The sequence below is a fragment of the Enterococcus sp. AZ071 genome, from assembly GCF_050499065.1.
GTDB lineage: Bacteria > Bacillota > Bacilli > Lactobacillales > Enterococcaceae > Enterococcus_A > Enterococcus_A ferrettii.
Map to the genome: position 1 here is coordinate 229783 of NZ_JBIPAS010000001.1, position 16901 is coordinate 246683.

Below are 16901 nucleotides of genomic sequence, written 5' to 3' on the forward strand. Positions count from 1 at the left end.
AAGAGAAGTTTTTACAAAGAGAGGACAATCACTTATGTTGGAAATGAATCACGCCTTTCAAATCAGTGTTTTAGCCAGCGGCAGCACTGGGAATTCCTTATATCTAGAAAGTGCTGAAAAGAAAGTTTTAGTAGATGCTGGATTAAGCGGGAAGAAAATAACCTCATTACTAGCGGAAGTGAATCGTAAGCCAGAAGATTTAGATGCTATCCTAGTAACCCATGAGCATCGTGATCATATCCATGGTGTAGGGGTTCTAGCAAGAAAATATAAAGTGCCTGTATATGCAAATGAGAAAACGTGGGATGCGATGGCACCTTTAATCGGAAATGTTGCTCTGGAGCAACGACAAATTTTTGAAATGGGTAAAGTCTTAACCTTTGGTGACATGGATATCGAAAGTTTTGGCGTTTCCCATGATGCTGCAGCTCCCCAATTTTATCGTTTTTATAAAGACGGTCGTTCTTTCGTCATGTTAACGGATACGGGATATGCTAGTGATCATGTGAGAGGAACGATTCGCAACGCTGATGCCTATTTGGTAGAGAGCAACCATGATCTAGAAATGTTGCGTATGGGGCCTTATCCTTGGAGCCTGAAACAACGCATTCTAGGAGATCGCGGACACTTATCCAATGAAGACGGAGCTTTAGTAATGACTGATATTATTGGCGATAATACCAAACGAATATATCTAGGACATTTAAGTAAGGAAAACAACATGAAAGAATTGGCACATATGACAATGGAAGAGACGCTGACTCGTTACGATTTAGGAGTCAACTATCAATTCAATATTTATGATACCGATCCTGAGTGTTCAACTGAGTTGTTCGCAATTTAATCTAAAAGCCAGAGAAAATGATACTTACTCATTTTCTCTGGCTTTTTTTGGCGATAACAACTTTTTTAGGAATGAACTTTTGTTCAATGAATTCTATCAATTTCTCGTTTATACAGCTAAGTGATAAAATAAAAGAAGCAAGATAAAAAGAGGAGGAATCAGATTGAAGAAAATTATTAACCAGCCAAAGAACGTTGTCGAGGAAATGGTTGCTGGACTAGTAAGTGCATACCCGGACTATGTAAAGCAAATTCCAGAAACATTAGTGATAGCGCGTACAGATGATTTTGATCAAGTTGCTCTAGTTAGTGGAGGTGGAAGTGGGCATGAACCTTCTCATGCTGGATTTGTAGGAGATGGTATGCTGAGTGCAGCAGTTTGCGGGCAGGTCTTTACTTCGCCAACACCAGACCAAATTTTTGAGGCGATAAAGGGTACAAATAAAGGCAAGGGAACATTACTGATTGTAAAGAATTATTCTGGAGATGTCATGAATTTTGATATGGCAAAAGAAATGGCTGACATGGAGGAGATTGAAGTCGCATCTGTATTAGTAGATGATGATATTGCTGTAGAAAATAGCACCTACACACAAGGGCGACGAGGGGTAGCTGGAACTGTTTTGGTTCACAAAATTTTGGGAGCTTTAGCAAGGCAAGGTAAGGAGCTCAACGACTTGGCTGAATATGGCAAAGAGTTAGTTTCCGACATTAAAACTATTGGAATCGCTTTATCTGGAGCGACTGTGCCAGAGGTTGGTAAGCCTGGCTTTGTTTTAGCCGACGATGAGATGGAATATGGTGTGGGAATCCACGGTGAGCCTGGATATCGTCGGGAAAAAATTAAAACCTCTAGCAAAATGGCGGAAGAAGTAGTGGGCAAGTTGAAAGCAGAATTTAATTGGCAATCTGGTGAGAGTTATGGACTGTTCGTCAATGGTATGGGGGCAACACCTCTAATGGAATTGTTCATTTACTTCAATGATGTCAAAGCGTTATTGGCAGCTGATGGAATTAAAGTAGATTTCTCTAAGGTAGGTAATTATATGACTTCTTTGGATATGTCTGGGGCTTCAGTAACGATGATTAAATTGGATGATGAACGTCTACGCTTGCTAAACGAACCTGTCCATACGATATCTTGGTAATAGCTGGAATTCAATTGAAAGGAAAGTAGGAGGATGAAGATGTTTACGCCGGATAACCTGAGGACTGCTTTACAATTGTTCAATGGAAAAATTCAAGCGAAGAAAGACTATTTGAGTGAATTAGATACGCCAATTGGTGATGGCGATCATGGAAATAATATGGGGCGTGGAATGGATGCAGTAATGGCCGCAAACCTAGAAGGTGATTTGCCAGCTATTTTTAAAGCTGCCGCAATGGCTCTCATTAGTAAAGTTGGAGGTGCTTCAGGGCCGTTATATGGAACAGCTATGATGGAAATGATGAAGGCCAGTAAAACTTCGGCTGATCCAGTCACATTGTTAACCGCTGCAGCAGAAGGAATCGCAAAACGCGGTAATTCAACAGTAGGTGAAAAAACGATGTTGGATTTGTGGTTTCCTGCCGTTGACTTGCTAAAAGAAGATCATTTGACGGAAGCGAAGCTGCAGGAGTTAGCTGAGAAAACCAGAGAGTTAAAAGCTGCTAAAGGCCGAGCTTCATATGTAGGAGAGCGTTCAATTGGTCATATTGACCCTGGAGCGATGTCCTCAGCCTATCTTTTTGAATCATTTTTAGAGGCAGGTGTATTTGATGACTAAAGGTATTTTGTTAGTGTCCCATACAGTTGAAATGCCCGAGGGTCTCAAACGTTTACTAAGTGAAGTAGCTAAAGGAGTATCAATCACGACTGCTGGTGGTTTAGAGGATGGTTCAATAGGAACATCAATGGAAAAAATTACCCGAGCTATTGAAGAAAATGAGGCCGCAGAGTTATTTGCCTTTTATGATTTAGGGAGTGCTAAAATGAATCTAGAAATGGCGATAGAAATGACTGACAAAAAAATTGAGCTTTTTGACGCAGCCTTTGTAGAAGGTGCGTATACCGCTAGTGCGTTGCTAACAGCGGGAGCGCCTGAAGCGGAGATTAGAGCACAGTTGCAGAATTTGGTAATTAAGTAAACGAAACGACCGAGCCATTTGACTGCTCGGTCGTTTTCCTATGTTAAAGACTGACAACGCTAAAATGTTGATTCCCATGTTGATTCTTCAAGGCTTCATCCACCATGGCAATCGCATAGTCCGCCATACTAATGTCACTTTGCCCCTCGGCGTTTTTTTTCAAACGATTATCACTTAACTGGTAGTTTCCTGTTCGAGAACCGTCGGGAACAAAATTAGCAGCCGGGCTTAAGTAACTCCACTGCAAATCTTTGGCCTTTGGTAATTCTAAATAGGCTTGATACATATTATAAGCTGTTGGGTAATATGGAGCATTTGGATCGGAAACATCAATCATCCGTTTGGTTCTTTCGTCATCTAAATAAAGAGAAGAAGCACCACCAACAACTAATAAACGAGTAGCTGTTCCTGATAAGATATCGATCAGGTGTTGTAAAGAACTTTGATGCAGCTCCTCTTTTCCCATGGGAGGACGAAAAGCATCAATGACCACGTCGAACTTAGATAAATCATCTTGTGTTAAGTCATACAAAGCTTTCTTTAAGTAAGGAACATCCACCACTAACTTCTCAGGATGACGAACAATTGCCGTTACGTCAATCTGTCGTTCTAAAGCTTCATTTAGAATCAAAGATCCGGCATGACCAGTGGCACCAATAATTGCTAATTTCATAAAAAATTCCTCCTAACTAAACTAATTTTAGTGTAGGAGGAAACGTGCAAAAAGGCAAAAGTTAGGCTTTCAGCTAGTTTACTGTATAGCTAACTGAGCTAAAATGACAATTAAGTTCATGCCTACATGAGTAAGCATGGAGGTCCAAATTTTTCCTGTATGTTGGAATAACCAGCAAAAGAAAAGACCTAATCCACCATATAATAAGTAATGGCCATCCTGATGAGCAAAGGCAAATAGAAGGGAACTGATTATTGCCGGAACAAGAAAACCGTAACGTTGATTCAAACTGCCAAAAATTGCCCTGCGAAAGACTAGTTCTTCCATAATAGGGCCAGCAATTGTAGTAGCAATAATAAATACTGAATTTTCTTTGATTAACTGAACAATGTTTTGAGTATTTTGAGAAGCCACCGATTGATTTGTTAGTCGGGTTTCAATCTGCAGTAAAACCATCTGTAAAAGCATAGATAAGAAGATACCTGACAAACCAAAAATAATTGCGGTTTTCCAGCTTCTACTATTTTTTTCAATACTTAATGTTTGGCTTTTCCTCCAATAAAATAGTAGTAAAACAGCACCGACAATATAGGAATAGGTAGTAATTTGAATTAATTGTTGTACATCTGAACCAATTAATGGTGCAAAAACGAGTGGTGAAAACAAGACAAGTCCGTAAGTGAAAATAGTCAGAAAAAGATATTTTTTAGTTGTCATAGCCAGTCCTTTCTAATTAGTAGATTTGTTAGCAATTATAGCACAGATGAAGAAAAAGTCTGGTTTAGAAAATTTAAAAAAAAGAGACGGTATGACTTGCAAAAGAAAGTAAAAATGGGTATGATAATAACTGTAAGTTAGCACTCTAAAGTTGCGAGTGCTAATAACTTTAACATCATTACTATTTTGGAGGGATTTATCGTGTTAAAACCATTAGGTGATCGCGTCATTCTTGAAGTCGCTCAAGAAGAAGAAAAAACAGTAGGCGGCATTGTTTTAGCCTCTGCTGCCAAAGAAAAGCCACAAACAGCAAAAGTTGTTGCAGTAGGCGAAGGCAACGTGTTAGATAACGGTGAAAAAAGTCCAATACCCGTAGCGGTTGGCGACACAGTAATGTTTGAAAAATATTCTGGTACAGAAGTAAAATATGACGGAACAGAATACTTAATTCTTTCTGCCAAAGATATTATGGCCATTGTAGAATAAAAAAATGAGGTGGAGAAATAATGACAAAAGAAATTAAATTTTCAGAAGATGCACGCGCAGCTATGCTACGTGGGGTTGATAAATTAGCTGATACAGTAAAAGTAACTTTAGGACCAAAGGGTCGTAACGTTGTATTAGAAAAATCATATGGTTCACCACTAATTACTAATGATGGTGTTACTATTGCTAAAGATATTGAATTAGAAGATCATTTTGAAAACATGGGAGCAAAACTTGTATCTGAAGTTGCTTCTAAAACAAATGATATTGCTGGTGACGGTACAACGACTGCGACTGTATTGACGCAAGCAATTGTCCGCGAAGGCTTGAAGAATGTTACCGCTGGTGCAAATCCAATGGGCATTCGCCGCGGAATTGAATTAGCAACAAAAACGGCAGTTGAAGAATTACACAGCATTTCTAAAGAGGTTGATTCTAAAGATGCGATTGCTCAAGTAGCTGCTGTTTCTTCTGGCAGCGAAGAAGTAGGAAAGTTAATCGCTGAAGCAATGGAAAGAGTTGGCAACGACGGTGTTATCACCATTGAAGAATCTAAAGGAATCGATACAGAATTAGATGTTGTTGAAGGTATGCAATTTGACCGTGGTTACTTGTCTCAATACATGGTAACTGACAACGATAAAATGGAAGCTGCTCTGGAAAATCCTTATATCTTGATTACTGACAAAAAAATCTCTAATATCCAAGATATCTTGCCACTGCTAGAACAAGTATTGCAACAATCACGTTCATTGTTGATTATTGCTGATGATGTGGATGGAGAAGCTCTACCTACTTTAGTATTGAACAAAATCCGTGGAACATTTAACGTTGTAGCGGTTAAAGCTCCTGGCTTTGGCGATCGTCGTAAGGCAATGTTGGAAGATATTGCAGTTCTTACTGGTGCTACTGTTATTACTGAAGATCTTGGTTTAGAATTGAAAGATGCAACAGTGGAAAACTTAGGATCTGCTGGCAAAGTAGTTGTTGATAAAGACAATACAACAATCGTTGAAGGTGCTGGCAACAGAGAAAAATTACAAGAACGTGTAGAATTAATTAAACGTCAAATTGATGAAACAACTTCTGATTTTGATCGTGAAAAACTACAAGAACGTTTGGCTAAATTAGCTGGTGGTGTAGCAGTTGTTAAAGTTGGTGCTGCTACTGAAACTGAACTAAAAGAATTGAAACTACGCATTGAAGATGCCTTGAACTCTACACGTGCAGCGGTTGAAGAAGGAATCGTTTCAGGTGGAGGAACAGCGTTAGTAAACGTAATCAAGAAAGTTGCTGAACTGGAAGCGGAGGGCGATGCTGCTACCGGAATTAACATTGTAGTTCGTGCGCTAGAAGAACCAGTTCGTCAAATCGCTGAAAATGCTGGATACGAAGGATCAGTGGTTATCGATAAATTGAAAAATGCTGACCAAGGTGTTGGTTTTAATGCAGCAACTGGCGAATGGGTAAACATGGTTGAAACAGGTATCGTTGACCCAACAAAAGTAACTCGCTCAGCATTACAAAATGCAGCGTCTGTATCTGCTTTGCTATTAACAACTGAAGCAGTTGTTGCCGATAAACCTTCCGAAAATGGACCTGCTGCTCCAGCAATGGATCCATCAATGATGGGCGGCATGATGTAAGCAAGAATATTTCAGGGACCTTGTTAAAACAAGGTCTCTTTTTTTTATTAAAAATAGAATTTCTTACTACAATAAGTTGCGATAAATGATAAAATTTAGTTAAGAAATTTGCTGGTATTTAAAAGGCGTCATTCTATTTTTATTCTTCTATCGGTTAATTTACAGATCAAAAAGTGTAAGCGCTAACCTTGATACTTGATTGATAAACGTTTTTTATAGATATAATCCAAATAAAGTATTAGATTTTATAGTTTCTCTCTCTTACAATAGTCATGAAACAGTGGGACTATTTTTCTCAAAAGTAGTATCTATGTAAGTTAAGCATCAACAGAGAATGTGAATCAAATACGGCATAGCTAAATGAAGTATTTGTTTAAAATTTGTGGTATTAAAAGTAATGGGTTTATTTTATTATACAATGCTCACAGAATAACAAACTTTCGATAAAGGAGGCTGTTTTTTGCCATTGGAAACTCGTGTACTGGAAATGATGGGTACAGTAATTACCTTATCGATTGAGCATTCCGAAGCCCAATTGCTTTTAGAGCATGCACAAAAAATGTTGGAAGATTTTCAGCAACGTTTTAGTGCAAACCAAGAGGATTCAGAGTTAATGAAGGTTAATGCACAAGCAGGTATAAAACCCGTGAAAGTTCCATCTGATTTGTTCAATTTAATCAAAAAAGGCCGTGACATGGGAATTTCTTCACATTCCAAGCTGAATATTGCTATTGGACCGTTAATAAAACTTTGGCATATCGGCTTCAATGACGCTCGAGTACCAACTGTACAAGAGATTGAAGAAAAATTAGCACTTGTTCACCTGGAAGATATCGAATTGAATGAAGCAGATCAAACGGTATTTCTGAGACAAAAAGGGATGGAGATTGATTTAGGAGCCCTAGCGAAAGGATACTTTGCTGATCAACTCAAAAATTATTTTCAAACCAAAGGTGTTCAATCAGGAATCATTGATTTAGGTGGGAATGTTTTGACTATCGGAGAATCCACGAAAAATCCAGAAGGAGTTTGGCAGATTGGAATCCAAAATCCGATGGAGGAACGAGGGAATCTGGTTGCAGTCATAAAAAGTAAAGATCAATCTGTTGTAACCTCTGGAATTTATGAACGGGTACTGAAATCAGGGGAGAAGAAATACCACCACATTTTTGACTCGGTAACAGGCTATCCTGTAGACAATGATATTGCCAGTTTAACTATTGTTTCAGATCAGTCCCTTGATGGTGAGTTTTGGACAACGATATTATTTCATGAATCGCCAGGTAAAGCACTTAATTGGCTTAATCAAATGCCTCAGATTGAAGGAATGGTTATTAGCCGCACAAATGAACTATATGTTTCAGACAAACTGAAACCCCATGTCGTTTTATTGGAATAAAATTTTTACTTAACTGGAAAAATTAAATTAATAGATTTACTAGGAGGAAAAACAACAATGGCAAGAAGTTTATTCGATGCAGTCACTTTAAATTCAGGTGCTACATTCAAAAATCGTTTATTCATGTCACCGATGACTACTCAATCAGCATTTTATGATGGTGAGGTCACACAACACATTATTGATTACTACAAATTCCGTTCGGGAGAGGCAGCAGCAATTATCGTAGAAAGCTGCTTTGTCGAGGATAAAGGCCGTGGCTTCCCCGGAGCAGTCGGCGTAGATACAGATAAAAAAATTGCTGGCTTGTCTGAATTAGCTTCAGCAATTAAGGATAAAGGTTCGCAAGCAATCATGCAGATTTATCATGCAGGTCGGATGGCATGGCCTGAATTAAATGGTGGCGCAGTTCCTGTTTCAGCGAGTCCAGTAGCTGCTTTGCGACCAGGAGCGCCAGTACCAAGAGAAATGACCGAAGAGCAGATCGAAGAAATGATTACACTATTCGGAGATGCAACTCGTCGAGCGATTGAAGCTGGATTTGACGGTGTTGAAATCCATGGAGCAAACACATTCTTGCTACAACAATTCTTTTCTCCACATTCGAATCGCCGCCAGGATAAATGGGGAGGAAGCCGTGAAAAACGCGCTCTTTTCTCAATGGAGGTAATGAAGGAAGTACAACGTGTTATCAAAGAGCAAGGTGCTGAAAACTTTATCGTAGGGTACCGTTTTTCTCCAGAAGAGCTTGAAGAACCTGGGATTCGTTTTGAAGATACCATGTATCTATTGAATACACTAGCTACATTAAAACCTGACTATTTCCATTTTTCAATGGGTGCTTATACACGTCCATCAATTGTTGAATCAAATGATCCAGAACCATTGATTACCAAATATCTTGCGCAACGTTCACCTGAGCTGGCTGACGTTCCAGTTATGGGTGTTGGTGGAATTTTGCAACGCAAAGATGCAGATGATGCATTGCAATTAGGCTATGACCTGCTAGCGGTTGGTAAAGGTTTCTTAGTAGAACCTACCTGGGTGCAAATGATCAAAGACGATCAAGCGGTGCCAGAATATGCCCATATTGCTAAACAAAAAGATCTTCTAATTCCGACACCACTTTGGGATTTCATGGATTCCATGGTAATGGTAAAAGATCCAGAAGAGGAAAAGCGCAAATACGAACGCTTGAAAGAACTGCAAAAGATGAAGCTGGAGTTCAAGCCAGGCACTTATACAGTTGCTGCAAAAGGGCACAACAGTGAGATTGAAATGAAAGTTACTTTCTCTAAGGAACGGATTGAAAGCATTGCGATTGATTCAGGTGAAGAATCAGAGGGATTGTCTGACCAAGTATTTGAGCGTTTGCCACAACAAATTATTGAAGGCCAAACCTTGAATGTTGATGTTATCTCGGGAGCTTCAGCTTCAAGCCAAGGGGTTATCGACGGTATTGCTGAGGCAGTTGAATTGGCTGGAGCAAGCTCAGAAGTCTTAATGGCCCGACCAAAACCAACAGTACAGTGGTCGAAAGAAGTGGTTGAAGAAACAGCCGATGTAGTTATTGTAGGTTCTGGAGCAGCTGGAATATCTGCCGCACTACGGGCAGATCAATTAGGATTAAAAACAATTTTACTAGAAAAAATGAGTTTTGTCGGAGGCGCTATTTCAATTAGTGGTGGGAACCAAGTAGTGATGGGTTCTAAACTGCAGGCTGAAGCAGGTGTTACTGATGATACCGCAGAGTTAATGGTGGAAGACTTCCTAAAAAATGGTAGTGGTAAGAATGTTCCTGAGTTAGTGAATTTGTTGGCTCAAAATGTTGGACAAGCAACTGATTGGGTTCATGAATATATGGGTGTAGAATATGACATGAAGGGCGGTCTGCATGTACTAGCTGAGTATCGTAAAAATCGTGAGCTTGCTTATGAAGATGGCGGACACGGTTTTGCAGCAAGTGCTCGTAAGGCATTAGACAGCAGCAATGTAACCATTTATTTACAAACAAAAGCTGAAGAATTAATTGCTGATGAATCCGGCAAAATTATTGGACTTAAAGCAATTGAAGAAACTGGGAAAACTCATAACATTACTGCTGAAGCAGTCATCCTAACAACAGGCGGCTACGGAAATAATCCTAACCTGTTAAGCAAAGAGTTGAACAAAGTATTGTTCTACGGAACTAAATCATCTACAGGTGATGGGCTGCTAATGGCGACTGCACCAGGCATCGATGCAGATACTCGTTTAATGGAATACGGTAAAATTTATCCGAATGGAGTCGAAGTATCTAAAGGATATGCTAAATCCACAATAGGCGGAAATATCGCTGTATTGAAGGAAAATGGCTTGTTAGTCAACATTGATGGTAAGCGTGTAGTCAATGAACGTGCCAGCAACAAGGAAGTATTAGAGAAATTGCTAGAGCAAAATCCTCAAATGCTTTACATTTTGTTGGATCAAGAGCATTTTGAAAAATTCAGTGATGCGGTTGCCGAGGGTGGAATTGCCCGTGAAGATCTAGAACGCTGGATTTCCAATAATGGTATGGGAACTCCGAAAGCTTTCCGAGCTGAGTCTTTAAATGAACTAGCAGCTAAAGCAGGTATGCCAGGTAACAGCTTGGCAGAGACAGTTGCCCTTTATAACGAGTATGTTGCTAAAGGTGAAGATGAGGAGTTTGGTCGTCAACCTGAATTCCTGCAAAAACCTGTAGGCGATGGTCCTTACTATTTGATTGAACAAAAACCACGTTTCGCAACCACGATGGGTGGACTTGTTGCAAATGATCATCTAGAAGTAATCAATAAATCAGGTGAACCAATCCAAGGACTTTATGCTGCTGGAGAAGTAGTCGGTGGTGTAATGGGAACAGATTCACCTTCCGGAGCAAATAATGCATGGGCATTAACTTCAGGTAAATTAGCAGCTGAAAATGCTGGTAAAAAAGTAGCTGAATAAACGATCTATGAAGTCACAGAATTTTTTATCTGTGGCTTTTTTTAATGCTTTTGTGGTTTCACGATATAATATAGAAGAAATTTGAATAAGAATTAGAGAGATTTAGCCTTTTTTCATGAAATTTTAGCGATTGGTCGATTCAGCGAATCAATTTATTTACATTCTTGTGATACAATAGAGTAGCAAAAAGGAGTGTGAACGATGAAATTAATTGAAACCCCAATTACCAGTAATGTAAATCTTGAAGCTATGTACCCAGAATTATCCAAGCTGACATTTGCTAAACAGCAAGCCGTTAAGCTATATAAATTGTATGCTTATGACCGTACAAAAATTATTTATTTGGACCGCTTTGATACCATCACTTTGCTGCTATTAAATCGTCAGCGAAAAATAAAACATGACGAGGTGGATACGATCATCCACCGCATTCTGAAAGTTGATCGTAAGGATGTCACCGTCAATGTAGGTTATAAAAAACAGATCATGGAAATGGGGATTCGTCCTCGCCACAACTACAAGGATATTATTTTGATTGAACAAAACGTGAAATAGAATTTGTGATAAAAGAGGAAAAGCCGTACGCTTTTCCTTTTTTTTGATATAATAGAACCATTGAAATTACTAAAAGGAGCATGATTATGAAAAAGCTATATGAGGATGACAGTTTAACGCTTCATACAGATTTGTATCAAATCAATATGATGAAAACATATTGGGAAACCGGGCGGGCAGATTTACATGCTGTCTTTGAGTGCTACTTCCGCACAATGCCCTTTGAAAACGGGTATGTCATCTTTGCGGGATTGGAACGTTTAGTAAAATACTTAGAAGAACTGACCTTTAGTGAAAGTGATCTTGCTTATTTAGCTGAAGTAGAAGAATACCCACTTGAATTTATTGATTATTTGCGCGACTTTAAATTTGCTTGTACTGTCCGTTCAGCAGTAGAAGGTGAATTGGTCTTTAACAACGAACCAATTATTCAAGTAGAAGGACCATTGCTCCACTGCCAGTTAGTGGAAACAGCATTATTAAACATTGTAAATTTCCAGACCTTGATTGCTACCAAAGCGGCTAGAATTAAATCAGTAATTGGTGATGATCCTTTACTAGAATTTGGCACACGGCGAGCGCAAGAGATGGACGCAGCTATTTGGGGAACTCGAGCAGCTTATATTGGTGGGGCAGATGCCACCAGCAATGTTCGGGCTGGAAAAATCTTTGGTATTCCTGACAGTGGAACGCATGCCCATTCATTAGTCCAATCTTATGGAAATGACTATGAAGCATTTTTGGCTTATGCTCAAACCCACAGAGAGTGCGTTTTCTTAGTAGATACGTATGATACGCTAAACTCTGGCGTACCAAATGCGATTCGAGTTGCTCGCGAAATGGGGGATAAAATCAATTTCATGGGTGTACGAATTGACAGTGGTGACATGGCATACATTTCTAAAAGAGTTCGCCAGCAGCTGGATGAAGCGGGCTTCCCGGATGCCAAAATCTATGCGTCTAATGATTTGGACGAAAGTACGATTCAGAATTTGAAGATGCAGCATGCGAAAATTGATGTTTGGGGTGTAGGAACAAAATTAATAACGGCTTACGATCAACCGGCCTTAGGTGCAGTCTTCAAGCTAGTATCAATTGAAGATGGAGAAGGCAAAATGATTGATACCATTAAGCTATCGAGTAATGCTGAAAAAGTAACAACGCCTGGGAAAAAACAAGTCTGGCGAATTACTCGTAATTCTGATGGGAAATCTGAAGGTGATTATGTTACTTTGTGGGATGAAGACCCTCGTGAAGCAGAAGAAATTTTTATGTTCCATCCAGTTTATACGTATATTAATAAGACGGTTCGCAATTTTACTGCTCGACCTATTTTAAAAGATATTTTTATAGAGGGTAAGCGGGTTTATCAAGTACCGACAATTGAAGAAGTGAAGCAAACGGCTAAAGACAATTTGGATTCTTTATGGGAAGAGTATAAGCGTGATTTAAATCCTCAGAAGTATCCAGTTGACTTGTCTCAAGATTGCTGGGATCATAAGAACAGAATCATGGATGAAGTTCGAAAATCTATAGCAAAAATGAAGGAGCGATACAATGACACTGCAAAATGAGATCATCAAGGAATTAGGTGTAAAACCAACGATTGATCCGAAAGCTGAAATTTTGCGCAGCATTGACTTTTTGAAAGAGTACTTAAAAACCTATCCCTTCTTAAAAACATTCGTTTTAGGAATTAGTGGTGGTCAAGACTCGTCATTAGCAGGCCGCCTTGCGCAATTAGCAATGGAGCAAATGCGTGAGGAAACAGGAGACGACAGCTACCAGTTTGTCGCTGTCCGCTTACCTTATGGTGAACAGTTCGACGAAGCAGATGCACAGCGTGCTCTTGATTTTATTCAACCAGATATAAGTTTACGAGTAAATATAAAACCTGCTGTAGATGCTCAAGTAGCAGCATTAGAAGAGGCAGGAATATCCGTTAGTGATTTTAACAAAGGAAACATTAAAGCACGGCAGCGGATGATTACTCAGTATGGAATTGCTGGCGGAAAAAGCGGTGCGGTAATTGGTACAGATCATGCGGCTGAGAATATTACCGGCTTCTTTACTAAGTTTGGTGATGGCGGTGCAGATATTTTACCGTTATTCCGCCTGAACAAACGTCAAGGTAAAATGCTTTTGAAAGAATTAGGCGCTGACGAAGCTATTTATATGAAAGTTCCAACGGCTGACCTGGAGGATGGCAAACCTTTAGTTGCTGACGAAGTTGCTCTAGGTGTAACTTATGATGACATTGACGACTATGTAGAGGGCAAAGAAATCAACGAAGAAGCTCGTGAAACCATTGAAAATTGGTGGAACAAAACGGAACACAAACGTCATTTACCAATTACGGTTTTTGATGATTTTTGGAAACGATAATTTGAGAAAACTGGAAGAACCTACTTCCAGTTTCTTTTTTTAAAGAGGTGAAAGAGATGTATAAGATTCAATTATTGGCTGATTTTGATCAAAATCAGCTCAAACCATTGGACAAGAAGCATTTTGAGATAGCTAAGGAGGCGGCAGACGCATTAATGATCCGCAGTGGCGAGATTGAAGCCAATGCTCTAACAAATTCATTGTTGGCTATTGCTCGAGCTGGTGTGGGAGTAAATACAATTGATGTTGAGGCGGCTACTCAAAATGGGACGATTGTTATGAATACACCCGGCCAAAATGCTAATGCGGTAAAGGAATTAGTTTTAGCTAGCTTATTTCTAACCGCTCGACCTATTTTTCAAGCTGCTGAGATGGTTGAGGGCTTAGAAAGCAGCGACCTGCTAACCACAGCTGAAGAAAAACGGGCTGATTTCATTGGTCAAGAATTGCAGGGAAAAACGGTTGGACTTTTAGGGATTGGAGCAATTGGTTCTTTAGTGGCAGAAGCCTGCTATGAATTAGGAATGGATGTCTTAGGTTATGCCCGCAACGATCCTGAAAGTGAAATTATGCGTTTTGCTTCCTTAGAAACCATTTTAGATGAAGCTGATTTTATTGTAGTATTGCTGCCATTGTCAGAGAACACTGAACATCTGCTTTCCAAGAAGGAATTTCAGCGGATGAAATCAACCGCGTATGTCTTAAATTTTGGTCGGGGAGAAATTGTTGACAGTCTGGCTGTTTTGGAGGCAATAGAAAAGGAACAGCTGGCAGGGTATATTACCGATTTTCCAGAAAGTGAACTACAGGGGCAGAAAAAAATCCTGCAGCTTCCCCATATCGGCGGTACCACTGAAGAAGCGCTAAGCGATAGTGGAGCTGCCGCTGCTAAAGCACTGAAAGCTTTTTTGTTATATGGTACGGTGAAGGACTCAGTCAATTTTCCTGCAGCTAAATTACCATTTAGAGGAGAACATCGCTTTACGTTCTTTTATGAAAATCAACCAAAAATGTGGCAAAAAATCATCGAAGCAGTATCGAATTTGCAGCTTGAAATTGTGGATATGATCAGTAACCGTAAAGGAGAGTTTATTTACGTTATTATGGATGTGGAGGCAGCCGACAAAGAGAAGCTAACGCGAGCAGCTGAAGCGCTGCAGCAACTTGAGGCGATGAAGCGCATACGGGTACTAACTCAGCCGCATCAGTAGGACCATCTTTACTTTTAGTTGATTTCTCGCTAAAATAACCAATGATTGATTAGTAGGAGTTGACTAACATAAATAAATTACGAGAACATAAAAAAGTATTGAAAACAGTGGCAGTAATCGTAGGCATCATTTTGCTGATTATTGGTTCTAATCTATTTTTACAATTAGCCCAAAATGGTTTTTCTTTTGATCTGGCTTTTAAATTTGCTTTTTCTTGGCATACTGAAAAATTTTTCTTAGGCTGTCTAGTATTGTTGATTTTATACATGTTTCTAACTAGTGTAATGGGATCTTTTCTATTTGGTAGTTTGTTCTATACTTTTCTGATTCTTGGAATAGGAATTGCTGATTTTCTAAAAATGAAATACCGTACAGAACCCATCTATCCAGATGATTTAAAAATGATTAAGGAATTTGGCATGATTCGGGATATTGTCGGTTGGCCATTGTTTCTTGGGTTTATTTTATTGCTTCTATTGGGAATTGCGATTACTGGTTTTAGCATTTATAGAAGTCGAAAACTGTCAAAGAAAAAGCAGGTCATTCGGTTGGCAGCGCTAGTCATCAGCAGCTTTGGACTGATGTATGTCAGTCATTTTAATAACCCAAATAACTTGCTTCGCAAAGCCTACAATAAGACAGCGCTGTGGATCCCTTATAGTCAAGAAATGAATTATTATAATACCGGCTTTATGGGGGGCTTTTTGTACAATTTGCGAGTGGAGCCAATGGATGAGCCAGAAGGCTATTCCCAAGCAGCCATTAAGAAGATCACGGAAAAATATACTTCAGAAGTACCAAAAGAAGAATCTGCTGAAACACCGAATATTGTTTATATCATGAACGAAAGCTTTTCAGATCCTAGCCGTTTGAAAGGGATTCGAATTAATGGCGGAGATCCTTTGGCTGATTATCATACAATAGCAAATAATACTTATAGTGGTCAGATGCTTTCCCAAAACTATGGTGGAGGAACAGCCAATATTGAATTTGAAGCTCTTACCAGTTTTTCGATGGAACTGTTTAATCCGCAAATGACAACGCCGTATACGATGCTAGTGCCTAAAATGGATCAATTGCCTTCCTTGGTTTCGCTGTTAAAAGAACGCAATTATGAAACAACAGCGATTCATCCCTATAACACTTCAATGTATAAGCGAAAAGATGTCTATGAAGTTATGGGCTTTGATCAGTTTTTAGATGAAGACACCATGAAGCATACAGAAACGCAGGAAAACAATCCATATATTTCTGACGCGTCAGCATATGAAGAAATCTGGGATCTGTTGGCTAAAGGTGATCCGCAGTTCATCCATCTAGTAACCATGCAGACTCACTTGCCTTACAATGGAAAATACAGTAAAACTGATTTTCAGGCCTATGGCAATAATACATCGTCTGTTAACAATTATTTGCAAGATATTTATTATGCCAGTAAATCCTTACAGAACTTTCTGGAAAAACTAGATAGTTTAGATCAACGAACACTGGTAGTATTCTGGGGAGACCATCTACCTGGAATTTACAGTGATGAAATCCAACAAGCAAACGCTGGACATGCTTTGCATGAAACGGAGTTTTTCCTGTATGACAATCACCATCAATTGAAAAACCAAGATCAAAAGAATGTTATTACTAGTCCCTTTTACTTTACGCCAGATTTGCTTCGTCAAGCAGGTGTTCAGACAACTGGGTTTCACCAATTGCTGCTAGCTTTACAGGAGGAAATTCCAGCTTTTGAGAAAGGCATGTATTATCAAAATGGCCAATGGGGAGAAAGCGTTCGGTTAAATAAAAAACAGGAAACTATCTATCAGGATTATCAAATGATCCAATACGATATTACGACCGGCAAACAGTATAGTCTGCAGGAAAATTTTTTTGAGGAGTAA

General features: G+C 39.3%; 15 protein-coding genes. 13 read left to right on the plus strand and 2 right to left on the minus strand.

From position 1 onward, the window contains the following. The first annotated feature begins 34 nt into the window (after nt 1-34). The 4 genes from IGI49_RS01090 (at nt 35) to dhaM (ending at nt 2970) form a co-directional block, all read left to right on the plus strand. On the plus strand, nt 35-844 hold the full coding sequence (locus tag IGI49_RS01090; protein ID WP_207704346.1) for an MBL fold metallo-hydrolase: 810 nt from the start codon (nt 35-37) through the stop codon (nt 842-844). A 163-nt stretch (nt 845-1007) separates the two neighbouring features. Continuing rightward, nucleotides 1008-1991, plus strand: a complete 984-nt coding sequence (gene dhaK, locus IGI49_RS01095; protein WP_207704347.1) for a dihydroxyacetone kinase subunit DhaK — start codon at nt 1008-1010, stop codon at nt 1989-1991. Nucleotides 1992-2030: 39 nt separating this feature from the next. After that, nucleotides 2031-2609 (plus strand): dihydroxyacetone kinase subunit DhaL, encoded by a 579-nt coding sequence (dhaL, locus tag IGI49_RS01100; RefSeq protein WP_429963098.1) that lies wholly within the window; start codon nt 2031-2033, stop codon nt 2607-2609. Beyond that, a complete protein-coding gene (gene dhaM / locus IGI49_RS01105) occupies nt 2602-2970 on the plus strand; it encodes a dihydroxyacetone kinase phosphoryl donor subunit DhaM (protein ID WP_429963099.1) in 369 nt (122 codons plus the stop codon). The genes dhaL and dhaM overlap by 8 nt, the downstream gene beginning before the upstream one ends. A gap of 43 nt (nt 2971-3013) precedes the next feature. Here dhaM and IGI49_RS01110 read toward each other — a convergent pair whose 3' ends face one another. Together IGI49_RS01110 and IGI49_RS01115 are read right to left on the minus strand one after the other, a co-directional pair. Further along, nucleotides 3014-3643 carry an NAD(P)-dependent oxidoreductase gene (locus tag IGI49_RS01110; RefSeq protein WP_429963100.1) on the minus strand — a complete coding sequence of 210 codons (630 nt, stop codon included), beginning with the start codon at nt 3641-3643 and terminating at the stop codon, nt 3014-3016. Nucleotides 3644-3721: 78 nt separating this feature from the next. Next, nucleotides 3722-4360, minus strand: a complete 639-nt coding sequence (locus tag IGI49_RS01115) for a CPBP family intramembrane glutamic endopeptidase (protein WP_429963101.1) — start codon at nt 4358-4360, stop codon at nt 3722-3724. Between the two features lie 201 nt (nt 4361-4561). Here IGI49_RS01115 and groES point away from each other — a divergent pair, with 201 nt between their 5' ends. The 9 genes from groES to IGI49_RS01160 all read left to right on the plus strand — a co-directional run bounded on the left by groES (nt 4562) and on the right by IGI49_RS01160 (nt 16901). Further along, complete coding sequence (gene groES, locus IGI49_RS01120) at nt 4562-4846, plus strand: co-chaperone GroES (RefSeq protein WP_429963102.1); 285 nt, start codon at nt 4562-4564, stop codon at nt 4844-4846. 20 nt (nt 4847-4866) lie between these two features. Next, nucleotides 4867-6492: a chaperonin GroEL gene (gene groL / locus IGI49_RS01125; RefSeq protein ID WP_207704353.1), complete on the plus strand. Its 1626-nt coding sequence runs from the start codon at nt 4867-4869 to the stop codon at nt 6490-6492. A gap of 460 nt (nt 6493-6952) precedes the next feature. Beyond that, complete coding sequence (locus IGI49_RS01130; protein WP_429963103.1) at nt 6953-7891, plus strand: FAD:protein FMN transferase; 939 nt, start codon at nt 6953-6955, stop codon at nt 7889-7891. 57 nt (nt 7892-7948) lie between these two features. Beyond that, nucleotides 7949-10858 (plus strand): FAD-dependent oxidoreductase, encoded by a 2910-nt coding sequence (locus IGI49_RS01135; RefSeq protein WP_429963104.1) that lies wholly within the window; start codon nt 7949-7951, stop codon nt 10856-10858. Nucleotides 10859-11059: 201 nt separating this feature from the next. Further along, a complete protein-coding gene (locus tag IGI49_RS01140) occupies nt 11060-11413 on the plus strand; it encodes a DUF1827 family protein (protein ID WP_207704355.1) in 354 nt (117 codons plus the stop codon). 86 nt (nt 11414-11499) lie between these two features. After that, a complete protein-coding gene (locus IGI49_RS01145) occupies nt 11500-12987 on the plus strand; it encodes a nicotinate phosphoribosyltransferase (RefSeq protein WP_429963105.1) in 1488 nt (495 codons plus the stop codon). After that, on the plus strand, nt 12971-13798 hold the full coding sequence (nadE, locus tag IGI49_RS01150; RefSeq protein WP_207704357.1) for an ammonia-dependent NAD(+) synthetase: 828 nt from the start codon (nt 12971-12973) through the stop codon (nt 13796-13798). The genes IGI49_RS01145 and nadE overlap by 17 nt, the downstream gene beginning before the upstream one ends. Before the next feature lie 56 nt (nt 13799-13854). Beyond that, nucleotides 13855-15009 carry an NAD(P)-dependent oxidoreductase gene (locus IGI49_RS01155; protein ID WP_429963106.1) on the plus strand — a complete coding sequence of 385 codons (1155 nt, stop codon included), beginning with the start codon at nt 13855-13857 and terminating at the stop codon, nt 15007-15009. A gap of 107 nt (nt 15010-15116) precedes the next feature. Next, nucleotides 15117-16901: an LTA synthase family protein gene (locus IGI49_RS01160; RefSeq protein ID WP_429963107.1), complete on the plus strand. Its 1785-nt coding sequence runs from the start codon at nt 15117-15119 to the stop codon at nt 16899-16901.